The following is a 23,134-nucleotide window of genomic DNA, read 5'->3' as shown; positions in this document are numbered from 1 at the left end:
CCCAGGGTGGGGAAATTCGATGAGCGCCCCTGGGGACTTTCGCCGAGCGCCATCACATTCGGTGTCCAGACCTTCGGAGACCTGCATCTGGGGTTCGACAAGAACGAACGGGGAGCCGCCCGCCTTGGCGCTGGCAGCAATGGCCTCCGGCGCACCGTGCGAGAACCACACCGCTCCCCCGGCTCCCGCGCCGCCCGGGTAGGCGACGACGACGGGGAACCTCGTGGCCGCGTTCGCCGGGTCGTCGTACTGCGGCGGCAGCCAGACGAACACCTTCATCGTCACGCCCGACGAGGCGCCGTTCAGCCTCGTCACCAGAGCCCGGCCCGGAATGCCTTTGACCTTGAAGGGCTTCCAAGCCCCGCCCGTCGGCGAGGTGGACACTGCCTGCGACGTAGTGGATCGCAGAGCCGTGGGGCCGCCGACTGTCGACGGTATCCCGGCCCGTGTGACCGGCACAGTCCCTGACGGGAGCTCAGAGGTCACCGGCCCGCTACGTGAACAACCGGTGACCCCCAATGCACCGACCATGACCACCGTCAGTGCCACCATCCGCCTGTACTGCATGAATCGATCCTCGGTCCGCCCCCATCACGCGCTCAAGGGCGATTCAGCCAGCGGCCCGCGAGAAGCCTCAGTCGGGCCTCAGCCAAGTGACCGTAGAGGCACCGCCAGCCCACAGCGCAAACTAATCTCGTCACCGCCTCTTCCGGACCGGCCCGGAGCCCGCCGACGGCAGCCGGCAGGTGGCCCCTGTCAGGGGCGGTCGTCGTCAGAACGGCTCATGCGATATCGCGTCGGATCCGATCGACTGCGTCCACGTCGAAGAGGTTCCCTGGAAACGGCTCGGTCTCCGCGGGCCGAGCGGCCTCGAGTTGCAACTGACGTGCAATGGCACGCCCCAATTCGATGGGCACGGCGTTCCCGATCTGCCGCGAGATCTCGGTCCGAGAGCCGACCCATTTGTAGTCGTCGGGAAATCCCTGCAACAGCGCTCCCTCATACAGGGTGATGGCGCGGTCCTCGGAAGGGTGAAGATAACGCCCCTTCTCTGGCTTTGTGAACTCGGTGCGGATCGTGACCGATGGCTTGTCCCAGTGCAGGCGCCCCATCACGTCCCCGGCACCGGTCGTGAAGCCCCGCCAGCATGGCGCCTGGAGAGCGTCTGGGAGATCGTAGCGGCTGCCTCCCGCGGGGATGCAGCGGAAGCGTGCCTTGGAGGTGGACGAGTATGTCCGATCGACGTGCAGTTGGCGAGAGGTGAAAGGGCCTCGATAACCGTCGGCTCGACGCGTCGGGACGATGTCCTCCAGGTCGACGTAACGAACTTTGGACCTTACCCGCCGAGCGGCGAACGCATCGCGGACCGTCAGGTGTCTTCCTGCATGCGTGGCCTTCGGCAACTCCGGGACGGGGCGGTCACGGCGGTAGCCGATGAAGATCGTACGGCGGCGGGCCTGGGCGCACCCGTAGTCGGCTGCGTTGAGGACGGCTGCGATGAAGTCGTACTCCCTCAGACGGCCCCCTGGACCGACCTCCGCGGTGAGTGCCGCATATTCGGGGGCCTTGGTGAATGCCCCGACGTTCTCGAGAACGAAGTATCGGGGCCGGGCCCTGACCACGACCTCGACGTACTCACTCCACAGTTTGCTGCGCTCGTCGTCCGGGTCCTGCAGGCCGAGACGGGAGAAGCCTTGACACGGCGGGCCGCCGACGATGACGTCCACGCCGGGGACCTCATACGTCGCGAGCCACTTCTGGATCGGCATCGCCGCAATGATGTCGCCGTGGTTGACCGCATAGGTCGCCGCTGCCGCGTGATTGAACTCGACCGCGCCTGCGATCCGATAGCCGGCCTGCTTGAAGGCCTCGGAGAATCCACCGGCCCCGGCGAACAGGTCGAGCACCGTCATGCCCCGGTCGTCGCCGAGGGCGGCCTCGGACGACGTAGGGGGCAGGATGGTGGGCATGAAGGACAGCCTAGCCGGCTTCCAGGTCCCACCCCGGCACCGTCCGACCCTCGACGCGGTCGCGACGGATTCCACCGAGGGGAGCGTCGCGCCGCGGTCGGGCCCCGCCCCTCGCCCCACCACGGACCCACGCACGGCCGCCCAGATGTCCCGACAGGCGCGCAAGGACACCACGCCCGAGATGCTGCTCCGCCGCGAGCTGCACCGTCGCGGCCTCCGCTATCGGATCGAATACCCACTCCCGGGAATGCGACGACGGCGCGCCGACAGCGCGTTCACCCGCGCCAAGGTCGCCGTCTTCGTCGACGGCTGCTTCTGGCACGCCTGCCCGCAACATGCCACCAGCCCCGCCAACAACGGCGCCTGGTGGGCCGAAAAACTGCGCCGAAATGTGGAACGAGACAGGGAGACCGACGTCCACCTACAGCAGTGGGGTTGGACGGTCATCCGCGCTTGGGAGCACGAAGACCCGTGCGAGGTCGCCGAACGCGTGGCCAGGGAAGTCAGAAATTGATCAGAGCGCTACCCCAGGGTCGACCTGGTCAGCGCGGGTGTCCCTGGCGTATCTCTTGAAGCACCGAGTCGAGCAGGCCCGGCACATCGCTCCCGCCCAAGACCAGCTGACGATCGAGCAGCCGATTCGACGTCTCGCACGAGGTCTCGCTCACCAGCGCACAACCGTGACAGGCGGAAAGATTCAGTTGCGAAGCGCCTTGTTTGTCGCTCTCGATACAGACGGGGTCGTTAGAACACAGATCGGCGTCCTCCAGCGCTGCGACGATAAGGGGCACGAGCTTCGCTGGCTCCCCGAGTCGTACGAGCCCGCCGAGCGTTCCCTGAGCGTCGCCCGCCGCCGTGTAAATGAGCACTCCGGCCGTCTTGTCCACACGATCCGGATTGGCGTAGATCCGCTCCTGCAGCGACGCCGAGGAGTAGCCGCTCTCGAAGGCGAGCCGTCGAATGAGTAGATGGGCGAACGTGTGCAGGGCAACGTACCGGGGGTCCGGCGGATCCAGTCGCTGGACCGCCCAGGGCAACTCTTCTCGCCGCCGCTTGAGGATGGCCGCTCGAGCCTTCACCGCTGGAATCTCTTCCCAGGCCGCGAGCAGCTGCTCGTCGAACCTCAGGAAGATCCCTTCGCCGTAGACGTCGATCGCCGGGTAGGTGGGATGGCGGTAAGAGTCCGGCCCGAGGTCGGCGCGGATGAACGCAGCGTCTGGCCGGAACCGCCGAAACCCACGCAGCGCCCGTACCTCACGGAGCCTGCGGACTTGCCCGACACCCGAAACCATCTCCATGAGGCGCTTCGGACCGTCGACCTCGTCAAGTTGCCGTCCGTCCACGACGAAATCCCCGGCGTTCTGGTCACGGCGGTTGGCGAGCTTGCCCAGCATCGCCGCCCACTCGCCGTCCTTCAGGTCAAGGAGCATGTCCTCGGAGTGCGACCCCCCACCCTGGGCGATGGCCAAGACATCGTCCGGGGTGCCCCCGAGTTCGTCCGCGATCCAGCCTGCGACCATCTCCGCCTGCGGCCCCCCGTTGTCGTCGACGACCTTCTGGAAGTAGACATGCGCCCGCACCTTGTCGGCGAACTTCACGGACGCGGGCCGGGCTTCGGGGATATCCAATGCCGAGATGCGTTCGGCCATGTAATTGCCGGTCGCTCCTCGCTGGGTCGCAATCAGATCGTGCGGGCAGTGCCGGTCTCCCGAGATCTCATCGTCCTCCCAAGGCTGGCGGCCTTCGCACCTGATGTGGTCACGGGAGAGTGCCTTGCGCCCGATGAGTTCACTCAGGGATCGGCGGGCCTTGCAGCCGTCGCAGACCACGAAGAGAGAACCGAGCCCCTCGCCAGCATCAGTGATCTTGCGGAAGCTCAATTGCTTGTAGGCGCGGCAGACACGGATGTTTTCCTCCACACCTGCTTCCCGACACGCGTGGGCCCACCTGAACCAGGGAATGTCCTGGATGTGGCTGCCGCCGTCGCAGACGGCGACGAAACGCATCGGCACGAGGACTCCACCGCAAGCGCAGTGGTTGTCCCACTTGCCTTTTTTCTTCCCGGTCATACTCCCGAGCCGTTCGCATCGCTCGCAGAACCGCCAGGCGGGGAAGCGCCAGTAACGCAGCGCTGCAGAGTCGACGGCCGCCCAACCCGGGTTCGTGGGTGGCTCCCGCAACACGCCTGACCCCAGACGCTCCTTGAGGCGCGTGCAATGCACCTCTGGGGAACGCCCACGGTCCCACCATGATGTGTCCGCTGCAATGAGGGACTCGCCTCGGATGTCGGTGATCGCGCCGACCCCGAAGGGACTGATCGTCTCGGGCAGACGCAACTCATGCCGGATGCTATCCACGGGACACCTCCTCGAACGGCTCACGAACTTCGATCGTCACGTTCGGGTCCACCGAACGCATGGAGTCTCCCACCAGCCACTCGGACCCGGGCTCGCCGAACCGTCTCACCAACACCTCTCCGGGGGTCGCGCCCCGCTTTTCGTATGAAAGGCGCTCACCCGCCTGGCGGGCTCTCTCGGCACGCACCTGCCATTCCCCCCGCAGGAGCCGCAACTGTTCCTCCGTCTCAGCGCGCTCGAAGCCGTCGGCTCTCTCGACGACGTCGAGAAAACGACTGACCAGGGCCGAAACCGCGGCATCGATGGACGGTACGGACGGGTCGAGTTCACCGGCCGCCTCATTGGGTGCCAGCGCTGGAACCGCCTGGCGGACCAGAGCGATCAAGGCGCCAGCGAGCGAACGATCGCGTGAAGCGAGGGACCACGGGGTGACGCTCGTCGGTTCGACGCTCCGATACAGAGCCTCGTGACTCGCACGGAACGTCTCGAAATGGGATCGGTCACGTGCCCTGTTCGATCGGAAGAGGGTGACGATCAGGCCACGGACGGAACCACGACCGACACGACTTGTCGACTGGATGTACTCCGACGTCGTCTTGGGCTGACCGACCATGAGCATGACAGCCAACCGGGGGATGTCGATTCCGACGGACAGCATGTTCGACGAGAGGACCACGTCCACTGCATCGGTGGACTGCTCGACGCGGCGCTGGAGCGCTTTGAGGTCTCTCGGCAGTTCCTCCGCCCTGCGCCTGCTAGTGAGTTCGAGAACCCGCGAGGCAGAGATAGGTCGGTAGTTGATCCCGAGCCGGGAGGCGCGGGTCTCCAACCGTGCATCGACGTCGTCTGCGACCAGGGTGTTGCTCCGGCCCAGCTCGCGGAGGCTGTTGTGGTACATGACCACGGTCCAATAGGCGTCCTTGGGTGCGCCCGACCGCGACACCTCTGCAAGTTCCAGGAGAGGCGTCGTCGCGGAGACCACGGCCGTGGTCTGGGGGAGCGATTGCGGCATGAGGCCGGTGTAGAGGCGCCCCTCACCGGTGGAGGCCGGCACTGAGAAGAACGTCTGGTCGTCGTCCAAGCCTGCAGGCGGGTAAAGGTCGACAGTACGCCCATAGAGGCTGTTGACCTGCTCGGCAGCCGCCCGGATGGTGGCCGTCGACGCCACGATCTTCGGCCGGTGCCCGGCGGACTCGAGAAGGACCTGGAGCACAGCATCGAAGACCGCGACCGTGGTGCCCAGCGGCCCCGATAGAAGATGCAACTCGTCCTGGATGATCAGGGACGGTTGCAGAAAGGCCGTGCCCAGCCCGAGCAGACGCCCGGCGCGAGGTTCGAACTGCAGTCGGGCGAACTTGTCCACCGTCGCCAGCAGGATCGTGGGCGGTTCCTCATAGAGGCCCTCGTCGACCACCTGCAGCGGGAGATCTTCGAAGAAGGGGCAACCGGGGTCGACGCAGTGGGCGACGACCCTGTTGCCTTCGCGCTTGACGCCGTACTCATTCGCCCGCCCCTGCTGCCCGGGCAAGCTCGGGGTCTGGCACCAAGGGCAGCTCTCCACCTGGAACCCGAACGCTTCCTCCGGCCGCTTGGCCTTCAGGAGCCTTTGCAAAGAGCCGAGCGCGTCCTTGTGGCTACCCGGGGTGACCTCGTTGCCGACCCAGAGTCCGATGGAGAAGGGGGACATCCCTCGGACGCGAGGGTCGTCCCGGCGCATGAGTTCCATCGCGCAGATGAGAGCAGCCGCCCGCTGGAACTGCTGCGACGTCAGAAGCCTGAGTGTGTAGCGAGTGATGACCGCCGTACCGCCGCCCTCCGGGCCGTGGGCGAGGCGCCGGCGGAAGATCTCGATGGCCGCGAGGCCGAGGTAGGCCTCGGTCTTGCCGCCACCGGTCGGGAACCAGATCAGGTCCACAAGCTCGCGGTCGTCGTGCCTCGGGTCCAGGGTCGAGGCGAGGGCGATGAGCAGAAAGCCGAGCTGGAAGGGACGCCAGGCCGACCGGCTCTTCTGGCTGCTCAACCAGCTCCCCTGCTGCATTTGTAGTTCCATCGCCGTCATGCCGAGTGCGAAGGCGCGACGGATGTGCGGGACGCGCTGATCACGGAGGGCTTGGACGCCGTCCGCCATGCGCTGGACAGACAGCTCCGACCGCCTGACTATCCGATCGGCGACCTCGACGTCCTCGCCGAAATCGGGTACTCGGTCGCGTTGTCGTCGGACCCAAGCGTCGAACGCGTTCACGAATGCCTCGAGTGCTTGCAGCACCTCCTCGGGATCCTGCTCGATCGAGGCGAGAGTGAGTAGGTCGAGAGCCTTCGACTCGGGGGCGCCCTGCTCGAAAGTGGTTGTCTCGACGGCAGGCACTACGAAAGAGGGTACTGGGCTCAGCCAGACCCTGGTGCATGTGTCGTCCTCGACATCCCAGTCCGACGCCATCCCATGACCCACCGCGTAGACCTTGCAATTGCGGTAGCGCAGTCGGATCTCGGCAGCCTCGGGATCCGAGTCGAATCTGTGGGTCTTGTCGTACTCCAGGAAGCGGGAGCCCAGTGGTACCCGCACCGCGAGGGCAACCTGGAAGAGCATGAGGGAGATGTCCTCCCGCTCGTCGCCTGTGCTCTTGGCGGTCACGCGGACATGGACGGTGACGAGCCATTGCTCACCGTAGGCGCGCCACCGGGTACCGATCTGGATCGGGACGCCCCCGACGGTCTTCGCCAGCGGGGGCTCATCCCGAGAGAGTGCGAGCCCCGTCAGTGTGTGTGGCGTGCGTGTCCACCGCTTCGGGCCCTCGTCATTGACCTGTGCATAGGTTCCGCACTCGAAGTCGACCACCACCGACGGGGTATCGATCACGAAGCTCACGGCAACGGACGAGGGGCGCCAGTCCTCCGCAAGCGGGACGTCTGCGCCAGATTCCTCGACGTCGCCCTGTTCGACGTCCGCCGACACGGTTTGATCGTCGATGCCGGCGGCGGCCACAGACGACGGCTCGTCCCTTCCCAGCTCGATCGGAAAGAGCATGCCCACGACGTACTGTCGGTGGGGCGGATTGAGGGTCGTCTCGTGGGGGCCCTCTTCCGGCCCCACGTATGCGGCCCGCAGGTGGGCCAGCGCTTCCTCCTGCAGGGGCGTCAGGTTCATCGCTTCTCCAGTGGCTTCAGAAGTGTCATGAGAGCCCTCTTGTCTGCCTTCGACACCAGGATGTGCAGCGCAACGCGGGCCCGTGTCACGGCTACGTAAAATGCCGCGATCGACCGGTCGTCGTACTCACCAGGCAGACCGCACACGACGACGTGCTCGGCCTCCAGTCCCTTGGCGTACCGGGGGCTGGTGATGGTGACGCCCCTCGGTGATGTGTAGGGGGAGGCCGTGGATCCGACGTCGATGATCCAGATGTCGCGCTTTCGCACTCCCTGTGCAGCGAGGTCGACGGCCTTGGACTCGGCAGCCCCGAGAGGGTCAGCGGCGTCGCCGATCGTCACCCAATTGACGGCCTCACCGGCCACGATGCCCGGGTCGCCTACATCCGCTCCGAGGTACTCCTGCACCACGTGCACGATCGCCTTGGTGTTGCGCACGTTGGTGCCCAACGAGAACAACGCGCCCTCGGAGCTCACCAACTCGTGCACGTCCGGGTCGAACTCACCGTCGACGCGCGCTTGATTGTTCGGGTCGAGGAACATTCGCCACCGACCGGCTGCGCGGCCCCCCTTGACGGCGTTGTCGAAAGCGTCCATGCCTTCGGCATTCATCAGGTCTTGGGCCTCGTCCACGAAGACGACGTCATACGACGTGCCCTCGGCGAGCTCCGCAAAGGGTGTCAGGTCGATCCCGAACCCCTGGACGAGCGACCCGAAGAAACGTGTGAGTTCGGGCGAGCGGTAGGTGATGAGAACCGAACGGCCCCGTTGCGCCTCCTCGCGTGCCGCCTCTGCCAGGATCAGGGATTTTCCGGTACCTGCGCCTCCGTAGACGAGCAGGCGGGGGTTGACGGCCAGACCGGCAAGTACTCGGGCCTGGCCCTGCGTGGCGATGACCTGCTCTTCCAGTACGGCACCGCGATGCACGTCCACCACGGGGAGGCGGGTGAATTCCCCATACAGGCGGTCGCGCAACTGCCTTGCCGACGCGACCGGCACCTTCGGTGGCGTCTGGGGAGCGGCCTCGGCCACCCGGTCGAGCGCCTCGGTCAGGCCGTGGACGGTTGCTGCCTCCCGAGCCCACCAGTGCGAAGAGTCCCATTCCACACTGGGAGGTGGCGAATCGATGTCCGGGGTGAACACGACGGCCTCGGCCGCAAACCAGCCGAGACCGTCCTCTCGCAGGATCGTCTTCAAGGCATACATCCCGCCGCGCGCCTGCTCCATCGGCGATTCACGGAGCTCGTGCCAGTCTTCGCGCCGGTCGACGCTGTACCACTTGCCGTCATACTTGCGCACGCCGCCGCCCTTGACCTCGACGAGAAAGACGACGCCCTTCCAGAAGACGACGAAGTCGACCTCCGCCTGTTGTTTGAATCGGTGACTGCGCAGCTTTACGGAGTGAAACGCCACGGCATCGTCGGGACCGTCGATCCGGTGGAGAAGCTGCGCAAGGCGCGTCTCTGCCGAACTCAGGCTGTTCGATTCGATGTCTTTCAAGGCGGGGACGATGATCATCCTTGCTGTACCTTCCACAGGTCCTTGTAGTCGTGGTAGCCGAGGAAATCATTGGCGGCCCCGAAGTTGTCGGCGACATCGACGATCAGGCACTCCTCCTTACCGCCGTTCTTGGGCCCACGAAGGCCGCGGCCCGCCATCTGGATGTATGAGCTTGGGCTGAACGTCGGCCGCGCGATGTAAAGGGCCCGGACGCCTGGGGCGTCGAACCCCTGGATGAGGAGATCGCAGTTGGCCAGGATGCGGATCTCGCCCTTCTTGAACCTCTCGATCGTGTCCCTGCGTTCCTGCCGCCCGGTCTGGCCGCTCACCGCAGCAGCCGATACCCCCCGGTACCGCAGCGTCGCAGCGAGCACCTGGGCGGACAGGACACTCGGGGTGAAGACCAGCACGGGCCAGTCCGGGTCGAGGCTGAGGATATGGTCGACCAGGATCTTCAAACGTTGCTGGTCGCGGCCGAGTTTCTCCAGAACCCCACGCTGGACGAACCTCCGGTCTCGGATATCCATTTCGTCCTTCGCCGAGAGGTCGTAATCGACGCCCGGGAGCACCTCATGGCGCACCTTGGCCAGAACTCCCAGCTTCTGCAACTCCCGGTAGGCGTCTCCCTCGATCCCCTCCATACGGCGATTGTCGAATCTCGCCGCCAGTTCCTTGGTCGCTTCACTCTCTCGAGCATTGCCCTTGAACGGCGTGGCCGATAGGCCCACGAGCGGCCGGGCCCAGTTGTGCCCATCAACGCCCAGCTGTCGGAACAGTCCCGTATAACGCGTCGACCCACCCGTCCGGTGAGCCTCGTCTACGAACACTGCGCTAGGGGACCGGAGCCACTCGTATGCGGGCTCGTCCAGGACAGAGGCGAGTTTGGCATCCGTGGCCACCACGACGCTGAACTCGGTGTCGGGTTCGCGGACAGTGTTGGTCGACCACAGTCGGCCGATCGACAGGGGGCGCTCGTCCCCGAGGTGTCGCCACACCAGCCCGAATGTCTGTACTGCCTGCTCACAGAGCTCGACCGACTGCGCGATCCACAGCACCGTTCCCTTCAAGACGTCGTCCTTGAAGAGCTTGAGAAGGGTCTCCGTCGCCACGCGAGTCTTACCTGCACCCGTGGGCAGCTCCACCATGCCCTTCAGCGCACGCCCTTCCGGGGACTTCGTCGTGAGCACCTGCCGCAGCTGCTCGCTCACGTTCTTCTGGAAGTGGTGCAGATCTCCCAACCGCACCGCGCCAGGGACGAGGAACTGATCCGGCTGCCGGTCGGCAGGACGACCCGCGAAGCGGGGCGCAAACCCCATCTTGCGCAGCCAATCGATGGTCTTACCGCCTCCCACCCATTCCTCGGGGACGTCCTCGAACCCCTCCTGGACAAACTGGTCGCGGAGCTCCTTCACTGCGTCACTGCCGTATACGACGAGGAAAAGCTCGGCGACGCTGGTCCGCGTGTTCACCAGACCCTGCGCCTCCAACGCCTGCCACAGGCCGTTCGGAAGTTTCTCCCTCAGCGTGTCCTCGCCGAAGAAGATGTCGAGACGGTCCGCGTCGGACGCCGCTGCCCTGGCCTCCTGGCGCGCGCGCTCCAACATCTGGTCCACCGCGACCTGCTGGACTTTCTCCAGGTCCAGATTGGACAGACGCATCCCCAGGGCGACGTTCAGCGTCGCGAGCAACTGCTGATCCGACAGTGACTTCGGAGCGACGATGCTCGATCCGGAGCGAATCAGGTATGGGAGCACCTGATCTTCGACGCCGTCCTCGGTCGACACGCGTTTGGTGATGCTCAGCGCGCGGGTGACCACGACGCCGCGAAGCTTCTCCTGGTCGACGGCCCAGTTCGACTTGAGCCCGGGGAAGAGGTCGAAGAGAAGTTCGGGCTCCTGCTCACCTTCGACGATGGTCGAGAAGGAGAAACTGTCCTCGAACCGTTTACAGCCGCATAGACGCACGTAGTCGTCCACGAGGTCCGTCGCGACACGCAGGTACGGTCGTTGGCGGCCCGCCAAAAGCCGTTCTTGCTCATCCGTCGTCGCGAGATAGACGTTCGCCACACGCTGCCGCTCGATCGTCTGGCCCACCCGCGCCGGGACGTGGATCAAGCGACCGCCTGTGGCATCCACAGCCCGAGCACCGGCGAGTACGAATTCTGCCAGTATGTCGTCCCGCACGTTCTTGGGAAATGTTTCCCGATCAAGGGCCTCGATGAACAGGCGTGCCGGAACGTCCGTGAGTTCCCGCGGCAGATCGAGCAGGTCTTCCAAGGCCCTCGGCGCCCGGGAGAGGGTGAGCAGCCCTTCATAGCGAACCAACGAACCCGACACGATGTCCGTCGGGCGTCTCGGACCGTCATTCGACGCGACCACGCCGTAGGCGCGGATCGCCCAACACGCGGGGGAGGGGACGGTTCGCGTCCGGTGCGCCGACACATCCTCCGCTGTCCACCCCAGCTTGGGGTTCTCGGCAGCGAGGGCAGAGGTCCACTCCATGAGGATCGCGGAACCGGCATGGGCTTCCGCCAGCTGAACGAGCACGGACACCGGGCCCGGACCTGCATGCTCGTCGAAATCGACCCTCTCCGCGGCCGCCTCGCCAGGACCCAGGGTGCCGTTGAACGCCGCCAACGCCGAGATCTGATAGCGCGCGGACTCGGCCTCAAGTTCGAGGGGGAACTTGGGCACCACCTTATGGACGACGCCGGCCGCATGCGCGAGCTTGGGCACACAGAGCTCGCGGTCGAGCACGAGACTGCGCGTTCCGACCAGGGCGGGAACGTCGACGACCTCGGAGGCGGGCGCCCAGCCGCCACCCATGATGGGGACCGGGATGTCCTGATCCCTCCGCTGGAAGATCAACTCCGCCGCTCGCTTCAGCTCCACGGCGTCGATCGAGGCCCAAAAGCGCTCAGCTTCCTCCGGCGATGAATCCGGCCCGAGGCTCTCCAGGCGCCGCTCGAACACTACATGCGGATCGAGTTCCCGGAACCCCAGCCTCCTGAGGGCGGCTTCATTTCCCTCGAGAGCGAGGAAGTCGGGGTCGATGAAGGCCGCCCCCTCGAAGCTGATGTCGTCGACGGGGCGTAGGAACACGTGTCCGCAGTCTCGCGGGGTCTTGAGACCGGCGGTCGTGGGGATGATGTGCGTTTCGGCCAGTTCGGGATGCTTGCCGATCCGGTCCGCCGTCAAGGCCACAGCTCGGCTCGCACCTACAGCGCCGGACTCGGCCCAGGCGCGTAGCCAGGAGCGAAATCCTATCGACCGCACGCTGGACAGGAGACGCGTCTCGGCGCGCGGTGTCATCTCTTGGCCAGGTTCCAGAAGATCGGCCATGAAGAGCGCACGCAGGCGCGTCCTGCGAGTGTTGTCCAAGTAGCAGCTCCAGTGAGGCACCGGTTGCCCTGGACAGTCCTCCGACCATGCGCGCAGAAAGGGATGCCCGATCTCATAGTCCGCGATGTCGCCGAAATCGAGCGGAGTCAACTCGGAGGGCGAGTGGAGTTCACCGCCGGCATCGGGGATGAGCTCCCCCGCCGCCGCCAGGGGCGGCACGTGGGCCGTCATCAATCTGTCGCCGAACGACAGCACCTCCCGACCACGTGCAGGAAGAAACTCGAAGTGGGCGGCGGGGTCCGTCGGAGACGACAATTCGGGCATGAGGTCAACGAACATCTGCGCCATTCGCAGAGCGATCTCACGGTTGTACCGGTTCTGGAGGAGGGTCGTCCGGTCGTCGTTGACGCTCCAGGGAGCGTTGAAGAGGGCGGAGGCGCTGGTCTTGTCCTGCAACGGGAAGTAGGACCAGAATTCGCCGATCGGGCGGGCTGATCGTTCAACCGGGACGGCCACCGTGAGCTTGATCCGCTCCCGGGCGACCGCCTCGCCGACCTCCTTGCGCGCATCAATACTTGGGCAGAACATGTCGGTTGCGACGAGCCAGGTGCTTCCGGCCCCATCGGGGGCTTCGATGCTCAGGCGATTCGTGGTCAGCTGGCGCGAGACATGCACACGGTCGTACTGCCTGTCGTCGTCACCCACGATCCGCATACGGACTTCACCGACAGCGCCCACGAAGAGGAGAAACTCGGAGCGGAAAGCTTCGATCTCCTTCTGAAGCTTGTCGACACTCGCCGCCGCGCCCGGAAGACGGACGACGGTCGATGCCCATGAACATAGGTCCCGGAGCACGAGGTCATCCTCGATCTCTCGAGCGGGATTTGCGATCAGCGTCGCGGTGCGGAGGATAGGCAGCCTCTGTCCACGGGCCAACGGACGGACATGCTCTTGAGCCCGTGGTGAGTTGAACTCGAACGACACCGACCGGCTGAAGATCTGGGGCTGGTCAGTGATCGCCAACACCGACTTGAAGCCCAGACCGAAGCGGCCGATCTCTTCGCCGTGCTTGGCACTCAAGTGGGCGTGCATCAGCGCCGTCAGTCCGCCAGTGTCGAAGGGGGAGCCCTCGTTTGCGCAGTACAAGATGCCGCGGCCACGGTCCAGCACAATCTCCACCCGGCCGCGTGTTCCGCCTGTACTCACGGCGACGGCGTCTGCTGCGTTCTGCACGAGTTCCAGCAGGGTGCGATTGGCGTAGCCGCCGACCCTGATCGACTGTTCGAGGTTGGCATGTTCCACGATCAGGTTCGGGTTTGCCTGGTACGCCCCGATCGCAGCTGCGAAGAGTTCCTCAAGCGTCCGCGTCAACGCGCGATCGTTCAGCCAATCCCCCACGGCCATGCGACGTCCCTTCGTCAGTCTGATGCGCTGACCAGCATCGGAGAGGGCCTGGCAGGGCACCCCCTCTTCCGGTGGCGGTCGCGCCGTCCGTGCTGCGAGTGTCATGCGGCTCTCGTCGATCATTCATCAGGGTAGATCGTCCGGTTTCGGAAGAGGGTCCAATGCCAGCGAAAGATGTTGTAGGGCACGGTGACCCGCTTAGAGCGAGGGTTGCATGGAAGGACAGGCTCCCACCCACCCAGATCAGGACGCCCGCGATGCCTCCCATCTACTGAACCGTCTACCCAAGGTGTGAGTGACGACAGGCGGGGGATCGCATCGTGTGGAGTCCGCGGTTCAAGGACAGCTGGGTACCAGTGAAGACCCGGCGGAGTCAACTTCCCGCCTTCGAGAAGAACGTCCGGCCGTGCGTCAACCTCATCGGCAGCAGGATGAAGATGCCCTGGTAGGAAGTTCGCCGCGGTGCCCCTGTCTGCCCGCCATTGGGACGTCAGAGGAAGTCGATGACCGGAGGTGCGATCACACTCGGGAGGTAGCGAAGTGGAGCGGCAGTGGCCCAAACCTGGCGTTCATGCTGAGCAGGGTCCCGGGCAGAAGGGTGGAGAGTGAGGGGCGGCAGTCGATGGGACTGTCATGACCCCACGTGCCAAGGCCGAACAGCTGCCCACCGCCGGTGGGGGCGAACAAGAGCGTGCGTCAGGCTTCGAGTTGACCCTCGGGCACGTCCTCGACGCCGCGCAGATCTCGCCGGACGACGTTCTGGTCATCCGGCACACCTACAAGGAGGACGGTCTTCGAAACGCGGGCGCCCTGACCCCCGAGGTGATGCGCATCTACACGCGCGGGCAACTGGTCAAGCCAGGGAAGTTCCCGCAGAATCCGCCTTGTTGGTGGGTGGTGTTCATGGCCGAGTCGGGACGTCGCAGCCGCCTCTTCACGGTCTACGAGAACGCTGGTGAAGTCGAGGCGGAGCGCACCGCGGTCGACCGGTTCTACGACCTCCGGGAGACCAACCTGCTCGACAGCCTGCGCCGTCGGCTGCTCGTCGAATGGACCAAGGACACGATCAACTGGGCCAAGACCGGACCCCGCGCCTGGCCGTTGCCGGTCCTGGAGATCGCCGATCCGAGCGTCGTCGAGTTTCCGGGGTACGACGAACTCGTCGTCGAGTACGCGACCCTGCAGCAGGCAGTCGTCGACCCGCGATACATCAAGTGGCAGACCGCTCTCGGAGCCGTGCAGGGGATCTACGTCATCGCCGATAGCGTCACGGGTCGGCTCTACGTCGGCAAGGCCGACGGCGCTGAACGCATCCTCGGGCGATGGAAGGCGTACGCCGCCGACGGGCACGGCGGGAACGTCGCCCTGCGGGAGGCCCTGGAGGAAGATCCGCGCGCAGTTCACAACTACACCTTCAGCCTGCTGCGCGTCTTCGGTCCTCAGACGCCCCAGGCTGAGATCGACCGAGCAGAGGCCCACTACAAGCGAGCACTGCTGACTCGCCGACCCCATGGGTTCAACCGGAACTGAGGCAAGGGATGCTCCGAGCGTCTGCGCCTGGCGCAGCCGCCCGCCTCGACGAGACGTCAATGTCCCCCGGGCACGCCAGGTGCTGAAGTCGCGTGACCGAATCTCCGAGGCTTTCGCCTAGCCCGGAGATTTCACGGGGGTGGGTGACTCCTGTACGCGAGAAGTGCCCTTGACCTGCAAGGATGTCGATTGCTGAAGTCGATAACCGCAGGATCCGAAGGGCACTTCTCAGGTGAGTAAGCGTAGCGGGCTGTACCCGCGTGTCCGAGTCGACGCCGCGAGGGTGCCAGTGGTGGCGCACGCGGGAGGGGCGCTGCTGACGCGCACGGTGGGGGTCTCGGGCCTGGGTGCGGCATTGAGTGAGGCGTTGCGGCCGTGCGTAGGCCTGTGGCCAGGCACGATCCTGCGAAAGTGGTGAGCGACCTCGCCGTCTCGTTGGCGCTGGGTGGGGACGCTTGCCGCGACGCATCGCTGTTGCGGGCCGAACCGGGCGTGTACGGGGCGGTGGCCTCGGATGCGACGATCAGTCGCACCATCGCGGCCCTGGCCGGTGACATCGAGCGGGTCGAGCGGGCCATCGCCCAGGCTCGCACGGCGGCACGCTCGCACGTGTGGCGCCTGGCCGGTCGGTACGCCCCGAACCACGACGCGTCAGCGGCGAAGCCGCTGGTCATCGACCTCGATGCGACCCTGGTGACGGCTCATTCAGACAAGGAACACGCCGCAGCGACGTTCAAGCGCGGCTACGGGTTCCACCCGTTGTGTGCGTTCGTGGACCACGGCGCTGACGGAACCGGGGAGCCGCTGGCGATGCTGCTGCGGCCCGGCAACGCCGGATCCAACACGGCGACCGATCACGAGAAGGTCATCAAAGCCGCCCTGGCCGCCACCCCCGGCATCAACCCCTCACGACCAGGCAAGAAGGTCCTCATCAGGACCGATGGCGCCGGGGGCACCCGCGAACTGCTGGCCTTCCTGCACCGGCGTGGGGTGTCGTATTCGATCGGATGGACCCTGCCCGCCAACACCCCCGAGCTGTATGGGCTCGTGCCCGAGAACGTGTGGCAGCCGGCGTACAACGCCGACGGGGCCGTGTGTGAGGGCGCGCACGTGGCCGAGTTCACCGACCTGCTCACGTTGCAGAGTTACCCGCCGGGCATGCGCGTCATCGTCCGCCGCGAACGACCCCACCCCGGTGCTCAGCTACGCTTCGAGGACGTCGACGGCTACCGGCTCACCGCGTTCGTCACCAACACCTGCCGCGGTTAACTCGCTGACCTGGAGTTACGCCACCGCCGTCGCGCCCGGTGCGAGGACCGTATCCGCATCGCCAAAGACACCGGACTGAGGAACCTGCCCCTGCAGGGCTTCGCCCAGAACCGCCTGTGGCTGCTCATCATGCAGATCGCGAACGACCTCCTCGCGTGGATGGGCCTGCTCGCCCTGGCCGGGCATCCCGCGCGGCGGTGGGAACCCAAAGCCCTACGCCACCGCCTGTTCACCATCGCCGCTACACTCGCCCACACCGCACGACAACGCCTCCTGCACATCAAGAACACCGCCCCGTGGGCAGGCCTGTTCGCCACCGCGTGGAAGGCGCTGCAGGAGCTATCCCCACCCTGAGCTGAGCGGTCATCCCACCCGTCCCGACGAGCCCAGCACGCACCTCATCGTTCGTGGAAGACGACGCCCACCCGCAGCGACATGCGGGCGTCTGTCGTACCCACCTGTCAAAATCAGCCCCATCGAACGGCAACGGCGCCGGCTACGCCGACGCCCCGCCCGATGAAACATCCGGGCTAGGACGGCGCGGATCTCGTCCCCCAGGTCGTCGACCCCGCGATCCCGCTGGGCCCTCTCGCGCTCGCTCCCGCGTCTGTCGGCCGTCGCGTCGTCGGTGTTCGCGTGGTCGGTGTTCGCGTGGTCGCTGTTCGCGTGGTCGGTGTTCGCGTCGTCGGCCTCGCCGCGGTCCGCCTCCGCCCGGTCGGTCCTCTCCGCTCTCGTCGGCGTCGAGTTCCTCGACCTCCGGGCGTCCGGGGTCGGGTCCGAGGGTGACCCGCGGTCGCCCCGATCCGACCGGTCCGGGCGCGGCGGTTCCTCCTGCCGGTTCGTGCCGGCGGCACCCGGTGTCCACGCCGGCTCCGGTGCTGTCGTCCGGCCGTCGCCCGGAGTCGCGCGCACCCTCATCGGCGTCGCGCCACGGGTCGAGGTCGGGGCCAGCGGGTTCTCGAGCGCCGGTGAGTCGCCCGAGGTCGTGTCGACAACGCCGTCGACGAGCTCTGGGGCGTGTGCCTCAGCGACCGCGACGATCGAGGGGACGGTGCCGGGCGCGACGGTGTGACGGTACGCCTCGGCCGTGTGCGGCGGTGTCTCGAGAGGGGTGCCTGCGGACGGCGTGCCCGCGGACGACGCGGTCTGCCCGAGCGGAGGAGTCGATCCCGCGGCCAACGGCATCGACCCGCCGCTCGAAGCGCGGTCGGCGGTCGACGAGTCGAGGTCCGACGGCGCGGCCGCCTCGGGCGGTGAGGCCGCCTGCGCCGGTGAACTCGACTCGGCCGGAAGCGTCGGCGACGACGACACCTGCGGCGCCCCGGCGACGGCGCCCCCGCCTGGCGTCGCGTCGACCGCCGTCGGCCGAGGGTCCGCGGGTGCGGCGCGGACGGTGTCGGGCGCTGCATCGTCGAGTCGCGGCGTCGCTCCCGGGGACGTGTCCGGTGCCGCGGTCGGCGTCGGCGCGGTCGGCGTCGGCGTTGCCGGTGCCGACGTGGGGTTCGCCGTGGTCGGCCGGGGGGTGGTCGCCGCCTCGGACGTCGCCGCTTCGGACGTCGCCGCCTCGGGCGTTGCGCCCTCAGGTGTCGCCTCCTCGGGCACCGCCGACTCGGGAGCCGACTGCCGGGGGGTGTCCGACGGCTCGTCATCGACGCCGTCGCCCGCCGAGGGTGCGGACCCCCCGCGCGGGTCCTCCTGCGGGGAATCGTGCCCCGCTTCACGGCCCGTGTCATGGCCCGTGTCACGGCTGGTGTCATCGCCCGACGGAGACGCCGGCTCGGCATTCGATCCGGTGTCCACGGAGTCCGGAGGCGCGGATTCCGCGCTCTCCGATGACGACGCCTCGTGCGGGGGGTGCGACGGTGTGGGCTCCGGGGTGGAGGATGTCGGCCCGTCCTGCCCCGACTCGGACGGGACGGACGAGGAGGGCCCGGCGTGGTCCGGCTCGCCCCGGGAGGCCTGCCCGTCGGTGCCGGGGACGTCGTCGGGTGCGGGGGTGCTCACGTTCTCCGGTGCCGGCTCGCCGGGCTCCTCCGCGTGGGCGGCGTACGACGTGACGACGCCCGCGGCGAGGACCGCGATCGACGTCCCGACGGCGCGCGCGGCGAGGACGCCGAGACGACGCCCGGACGGAGGTGAGAGGGGGCGGGTCACGAGGCTCCTCCGATGGCCGGGAAGGGCGGACGTCGCGACCGTACGGCGGTGTTCGGACGATGTGGGAGGCCACAGGTCGCCCGAAAAGGAGGAAACGGACGCAAAGGTGTGATGAGCCAACGCATGTCACGATGTGAGATCCGCCGGTGGCGGCGCGGCGTCCCCGCCTCGCCACGGCGCGACGCGTCTCGAACGCCCTGGTGTCCGAGGGTCGCTCGGGTCTCAGAGGTAGTGCCGGAATCGGATGCGAACGGCCTCGCGCGTGGGGTGGTGGTCGCCGTTCTTCACGCGGATCGCGTCGGCGATCTGCTGATAGGAGAGCCCGCGTCGATGGGCGTCGCGGACCCCCTCCTTGAGGCGGAGGTCGTTGCCGGTCCGCCGGGCGTGCTCGTCCAGCTCGCTGAGCCGACGTTGGATCTGTCGCACCATGGGCTCGGAGACGTGCCGAGCCTCCCGTTGCTGCAGCCAACGGTCGATCTGCGTGGCATCCCAGAGGGTCCGCCGCCCCCACTTGCGGTCGGTCGGCGCCGGCATCTGGTCGCGGCTGGCCATGCCCCGGATGGTCGAGGCGGGGATCGAGGCCTTGCCGGTGATGCGGGCCAGCTCCTCCGCGATCATCTCCGCGGTGACGTACCCCGGCGGGGGACCGGTGGTCGCGTTCGTGGACGCCTCGCGCGTTCCGCTCTTCCCCGGCCGGCGGGAGGGCTCCCGTGGCGCCTCGGGGGTCGGAGTCGTCCACGGCGGGGAGGGGGTGGGGTCGCCGTCCGGGACCGCGGGATCGGTCGCCCGGAGGCGCGCGGCGGCGCTGCGGGCGGCGGTGGAGCGCACGGTCGCGGTCGTCGTCGCTCCGGGCCGCTCGGGGCAAGTGGCGCTCGGTGTCGTGGGCGCGCTCGGTGTCGTGGGTGCCTCGGGAGCAACGGTCATGGGGGCGGACGCCATCGACGGTGTCGGGGTGGGCAGCGCCCACTCGTGCGTCGCCATGCCCACCTCACTTCGCCGTCTCGACGTCGCGGGCCAGCCTAGCGACCCGTGGGCCCACGCCCGCACGGCATGGGTCCGTCCCCGCCCCGGCCCCGCGTCGCCGTGAACGCGGATCGCTAGGTCGACGTGGCGGCGTGCTGCGGTGGTGGGCGCCGGCAGGGGCGCGGAACGAGGAGGGGCCGGCGACGGGTGGCGACGGGGGCGCGAGTCGTCCGCCGCGACCCTCCGGCCATGCGACGACGGTCCCGTCGGCAGGTCGTCGGGACCTCGGCGGAGGGGCCGTCCGGCAAGATGAACAATGAGTGAACGAGAAGTGAACGGAGGGGGCGACTCATCGGTAACCACGAGATGGGAGTCACGTCAACCAACGCCCTGGCCACGCGAATTGGGGTTGCCCTGAATGTGGCGACGCCCTGTCCCGAAGATGGACGGTTGTTCAAGGATCAACCATTTCTGCAGGTGAAGCGAGGGTTTGGCTTGACGGAGGCAGCGCAGCGTGAACAGACTCCCCACGTTGTTCGTGAAGTCTCGAAAGGATCGTCGTGACCGTCACGCCCTCGCGACCGCTCGGTCGCCTGTCCCTCCTCGGGACAGATCGTTCCGCCGACTCCGACGCGCCCGTCGCCTCTTTCGTCGGGGAGGCGGCGTGCGCCTCCGCCCGCGCCCTCGGCATCCCACCGTCGACGTGGACGCCGGAGGTCGAGGCCGAGTCCGTCCCCGTCACGCTCATGAGGATCTGCGAGACGTGCCCGGTCTGGGCCGTGTGCCTCCGCGAGGCCGTCCGGCTCAACGACGTGGGCTATCGCGCCTCGACGACGACGAGCCAGCGGCGCCGCATGTTCCCCGAGTTCGCCGTCGACCCGACGATCGACCGCAGTCCGTGCCTGACCCTCGACGTCGACGGCGATCGTCGACCCCGCCACCCCCGCGGCGAGGGGAGTCTCTCCCGGTACCGCCGCGGCTGCCGGTGCGACGAGTGCCGTGGTCACAACGCCGCCGCCCGCCGCAAGGAGCGCGCTCGGGCGTCCTGAGCCCCGCCACCACGACCGCGCGCGACCCGCGGTCGCCCAGCCGAGGAGAGCACCGTGACGTCGTCACCACACACCACGGGCAAGCCCGTCAACCCCCGCCCCGAACCCGACGTCGTCCGGTACACGACCGGGGAACGGCCCTGGCGGCGCGAGAACACGGCCCCCGCGGCGACGCCGGTCCCGGCGGACCCCACGACGGAGACCTCCGGGGAGGCGACGCCCGACCCGGCGTCGGTCGCCTCGACTCCCGCCGTCCCCGCAGATCCCGCGCTCGGGGCCCCGACCAAGGCGGACCTGACGGCGAGGCCGACGCCGCCTCCCTCCCTCGTGGGCGAGCCTCCGGTGCGTCGAGCGGCGACGCCCCCGGTCGGATCGCCGATGGTGCGCCCGCCGACGCCGCGGCCCCGCTCGGGGTGGCAGTCCCTCGCGTTCCGGATGACCGGGGGCCGGTGGAATCCCGGCCCCGGAGAGCGGGAGCGGCGCGAACGTGAGCGCGAGGCGCAGATCGCCACCCAGTTGCGGGGCAAGCACGTCACGGCGTTCTTCTGTCTCAAGGGCGGCATCAGCAAGACCTCGACGACCGCCGCCACGTCGATCGCGCTCGCCGACCTGCGCCCCGACCCCGTCTTCGCGATCGACGCCAACCCCGACGCCGGCGACCTCGCGGAGCGCCTCGTCGGCGACAAGCTGTCCGGCATCGCCGCTCTCGCTCGTGACATCGACTCCATCGACAGCCTCGAGGCACTCGGCCGCTACACCGCGACGCGCGGTCGCCTCACCGTGCTGCCGGGGGAGCCCAATCCGACCCTCGGCGACTCGCTGTGCGCCGCGGACTTCGACGCCGTCCTCCAGGTCGTCCAGCGCTACTACTCGTTCGTCCAGGTCGACTGCGGGACAGGCGTCACCCACCCCCTCATGGAGGGCGTGCTGCGGTACACCGACACCGTCGTCATCCCCGCCGCCTGGTCGGTGACCGGCGCCAAACGTGCCGCCGAGACCATCGAATGGTTGCGGGGCAACGGATTCACGCACCTCGCCGAGACGTGCATCGTCGTGCTCACGGCCAAGGACATCGTCTCCGGCGCCGTCGACAAGGACGCCGTGCTCGACTACCTCTCCCGTGCGGGGGACGTCGTCGTCGTCCCCGCCGACCCGCACGTCGCCGACGGCGCGCTCCTCGACTGGGAGAGCCTCCAGTCCGCCACGCGAGAGGCGTACCTCGACATCGCCGCCGCCATCACCCGCCGCTTCGACTCCCGGCGCAAGGACGCGTGAGCCTCGACTCCCGCGTCACCTCCGCGGCCGGGCCCTCCGGCCGCCACCTCGCCGCCTCCCGCGTCGATCCCCGACCGCGTCGACCTCACCGCGACCCGTCCGAGGGGCGATCCCCAGACGGAGGCCCTCACTGACGACGGACCCCTTGTCGGCGGGGGCGGGGTCCGTGTAGGAACGAGACATGACGGACGCGGAGCACGCCCTCACCCGTTACACGACGTTCGACGTGCCGGTCGACGGAGGTGACCTGCGCGTCGGCCGCTGGGACCCCGAGACCACCGCCCGCGACGGCGCGCCGGTCGTCGTCGCGATCCACGGCATCACGGCCCACCATCTCTCCTGGCCGTTCGTCGCGAGGGATCTGGACTGCGGAGAGGTCGCCACGCTGGTCGCCCCCGACCTCCGGGGCCGTGGGCGCTCGCGTGACCTGCCGCCCGACGTGGGGCTCGCCGCCCACGCCGACGACGTCGCGGCCCTCATCCGTCATCTGGACCTCGCCGACGGCACTCCGGTCATCGTGCTCGGGCACTCGATGGGCGGATTCGTCGGCCTCGTCCTCGCCCACCGGCACCCCGATCTCGTCGATGCCCTCGTGCTCATCGACGGCGGCCTGCCGTTCCCGCCGGCCGACCAGGAGTCGACCGCCGCGGGGCTGGAACTCATCAAGCAGCGCCTGCAGACCTCGTTCCCCTCCGCCGAGGCCTACGTCGAGGTGTTTCGGGCACACCCCGCGTTCGCGCACGACTGGAGCGAGGTCGCCGAGGAGTACGCCCGCTACGACGCCCTGGAGGAGGAGTCGGGGTACCGGTCGAGCGCGGTGCTCGACGCCGTCGTCGTCGATCAGGGTGACGTCATGGGCGGCGCAGACCACGCGGCCGCGGCCTCGGCGTTGGGGGCGGGCGAGATCGACGTCCCCACCGTCTTCATGCGCGCGCCGCGGGGGTTCGTCGACGACCCGCCCGGGCTCTACGCCCCCGATACCGTGGCCGGGTTCGCCGCGACCTATCCCTCTGTCGACGTGCAGGAGGTCGACCGCGTGAACCACTACACCATCGTGATGGGGGAGACCGGCGCGCGCGTCGTCGCCGACACGGTGCGCGACCTCGCGGCCCGCCTCCGCCTCGCCCACTGAGGGCCACCCCGGCCGCGCGCGTCCCCACCGCACGTCACCGGGGAGG

At 67.9% G+C, this 23,134-nt stretch carries 13 protein-coding genes and 1 pseudogene; 7 read left to right on the top strand and 7 right to left on the bottom strand.

Annotated features, from left to right (window positions below; all coding sequences use genetic code 11):
• A partial coding sequence (locus tag RT054_RS15500; protein ID WP_313025367.1) for a hypothetical protein occupies positions 1–384 on the bottom strand: 384 nt, incomplete at its 3' end.
• Between the two features lie 398 nt (positions 385–782).
• Complete coding sequence (locus RT054_RS15495; protein WP_313025364.1) at positions 783–1,970, bottom strand: DNA cytosine methyltransferase; 1,188 nt, start codon at positions 1,968–1,970, stop codon at positions 783–785.
• Here RT054_RS15495 and RT054_RS15490 point away from each other — a divergent pair.
• Positions 1,969–2,484, top strand: coding sequence for a very short patch repair endonuclease (locus RT054_RS15490; RefSeq protein ID WP_313025361.1), 516 nt, complete (start codon positions 1,969–1,971; stop codon positions 2,482–2,484). The two genes, RT054_RS15495 and RT054_RS15490, sit on opposite strands and share 2 nt — an antisense overlap.
• Before the next feature lie 28 nt (positions 2,485–2,512).
• Here RT054_RS15490 and RT054_RS15485 read toward each other — a convergent pair whose 3' ends face one another.
• Genes RT054_RS15485 through RT054_RS15470 form a run of 4 tightly spaced genes read right to left on the bottom strand, consistent with a single transcriptional unit; the run spans position 2,513 to position 13,839 of the window.
• Positions 2,513–4,327 carry a DUF1998 domain-containing protein gene (locus RT054_RS15485; protein WP_313025359.1) on the bottom strand — a complete coding sequence of 605 codons (1,815 nt, stop codon included), beginning with the start codon at positions 4,325–4,327 and terminating at the stop codon, positions 2,513–2,515.
• Complete coding sequence (locus RT054_RS15480) at positions 4,320–7,472, bottom strand: helicase-related protein (RefSeq protein WP_313025355.1); 3,153 nt, start codon at positions 7,470–7,472, stop codon at positions 4,320–4,322. Before RT054_RS15480 ends, RT054_RS15485 begins: the two co-directional genes overlap by 8 nt.
• Complete coding sequence (locus RT054_RS15475; protein WP_313025350.1) at positions 7,469–8,989, bottom strand: NERD domain-containing protein; 1,521 nt, start codon at positions 8,987–8,989, stop codon at positions 7,469–7,471. Before RT054_RS15475 ends, RT054_RS15480 begins: the two co-directional genes overlap by 4 nt.
• Entirely contained in the window at positions 8,986–13,839 is a 4,854-nt protein-coding gene (locus tag RT054_RS15470) for a sacsin N-terminal ATP-binding-like domain-containing protein (RefSeq protein WP_313025347.1), read from the bottom strand. Before RT054_RS15470 ends, RT054_RS15475 begins: the two co-directional genes overlap by 4 nt.
• A gap of 197 nt (positions 13,840–14,036) precedes the next feature.
• Between RT054_RS15470 and RT054_RS15465 the strand changes: the two genes are divergently transcribed.
• From RT054_RS15465 to RT054_RS15455, 3 genes and pseudogenes are all read left to right on the top strand, one after another.
• Positions 14,037–14,165, top strand: coding sequence for a hypothetical protein (locus RT054_RS15465; RefSeq protein ID WP_313025345.1), 129 nt, complete (start codon positions 14,037–14,039; stop codon positions 14,163–14,165).
• A 184-nt stretch (positions 14,166–14,349) separates the two neighbouring features.
• Positions 14,350–15,246: a GIY-YIG nuclease family protein gene (locus RT054_RS15460; RefSeq protein ID WP_313025343.1), complete on the top strand. Its 897-nt coding sequence runs from the start codon at positions 14,350–14,352 to the stop codon at positions 15,244–15,246.
• Between the two features lie 232 nt (positions 15,247–15,478).
• Positions 15,479–16,869: pseudogene (locus tag RT054_RS15455) on the top strand (IS1380 family transposase).
• 2,022 nt (positions 16,870–18,891) lie between these two features.
• Here the strand turns inward: RT054_RS15455 and RT054_RS15450 are convergent.
• Positions 18,892–19,650 (bottom strand): hypothetical protein, encoded by a 759-nt coding sequence (locus tag RT054_RS15450; protein ID WP_312717571.1) that lies wholly within the window; start codon positions 19,648–19,650, stop codon positions 18,892–18,894.
• Between the two features lie 542 nt (positions 19,651–20,192).
• Between RT054_RS15450 and RT054_RS15445 the strand changes: the two genes are divergently transcribed.
• From RT054_RS15445 to RT054_RS15435, 3 genes are all read left to right on the top strand, one after another.
• Complete coding sequence (locus RT054_RS15445; protein ID WP_312717573.1) at positions 20,193–20,681, top strand: hypothetical protein; 489 nt, start codon at positions 20,193–20,195, stop codon at positions 20,679–20,681.
• A 54-nt stretch (positions 20,682–20,735) separates the two neighbouring features.
• On the top strand, positions 20,736–21,956 hold the full coding sequence (locus RT054_RS15440; RefSeq protein WP_313025339.1) for a hypothetical protein: 1,221 nt from the start codon (positions 20,736–20,738) through the stop codon (positions 21,954–21,956).
• Between the two features lie 181 nt (positions 21,957–22,137).
• Positions 22,138–23,088: an alpha/beta fold hydrolase gene (locus RT054_RS15435; RefSeq protein ID WP_312717577.1), complete on the top strand. Its 951-nt coding sequence runs from the start codon at positions 22,138–22,140 to the stop codon at positions 23,086–23,088.
• Positions 23,089–23,134: the final 46 nt, after the last annotated feature.

Origin of the sequence: Mobilicoccus sp., assembly GCF_032060985.1 — a bacterium.
In the GTDB taxonomy this organism is placed as follows: domain Bacteria; phylum Actinomycetota; class Actinomycetes; order Actinomycetales; family Dermatophilaceae; genus Mobilicoccus.
This window is presented reverse-complemented; position numbering and strand designations above follow the sequence as displayed.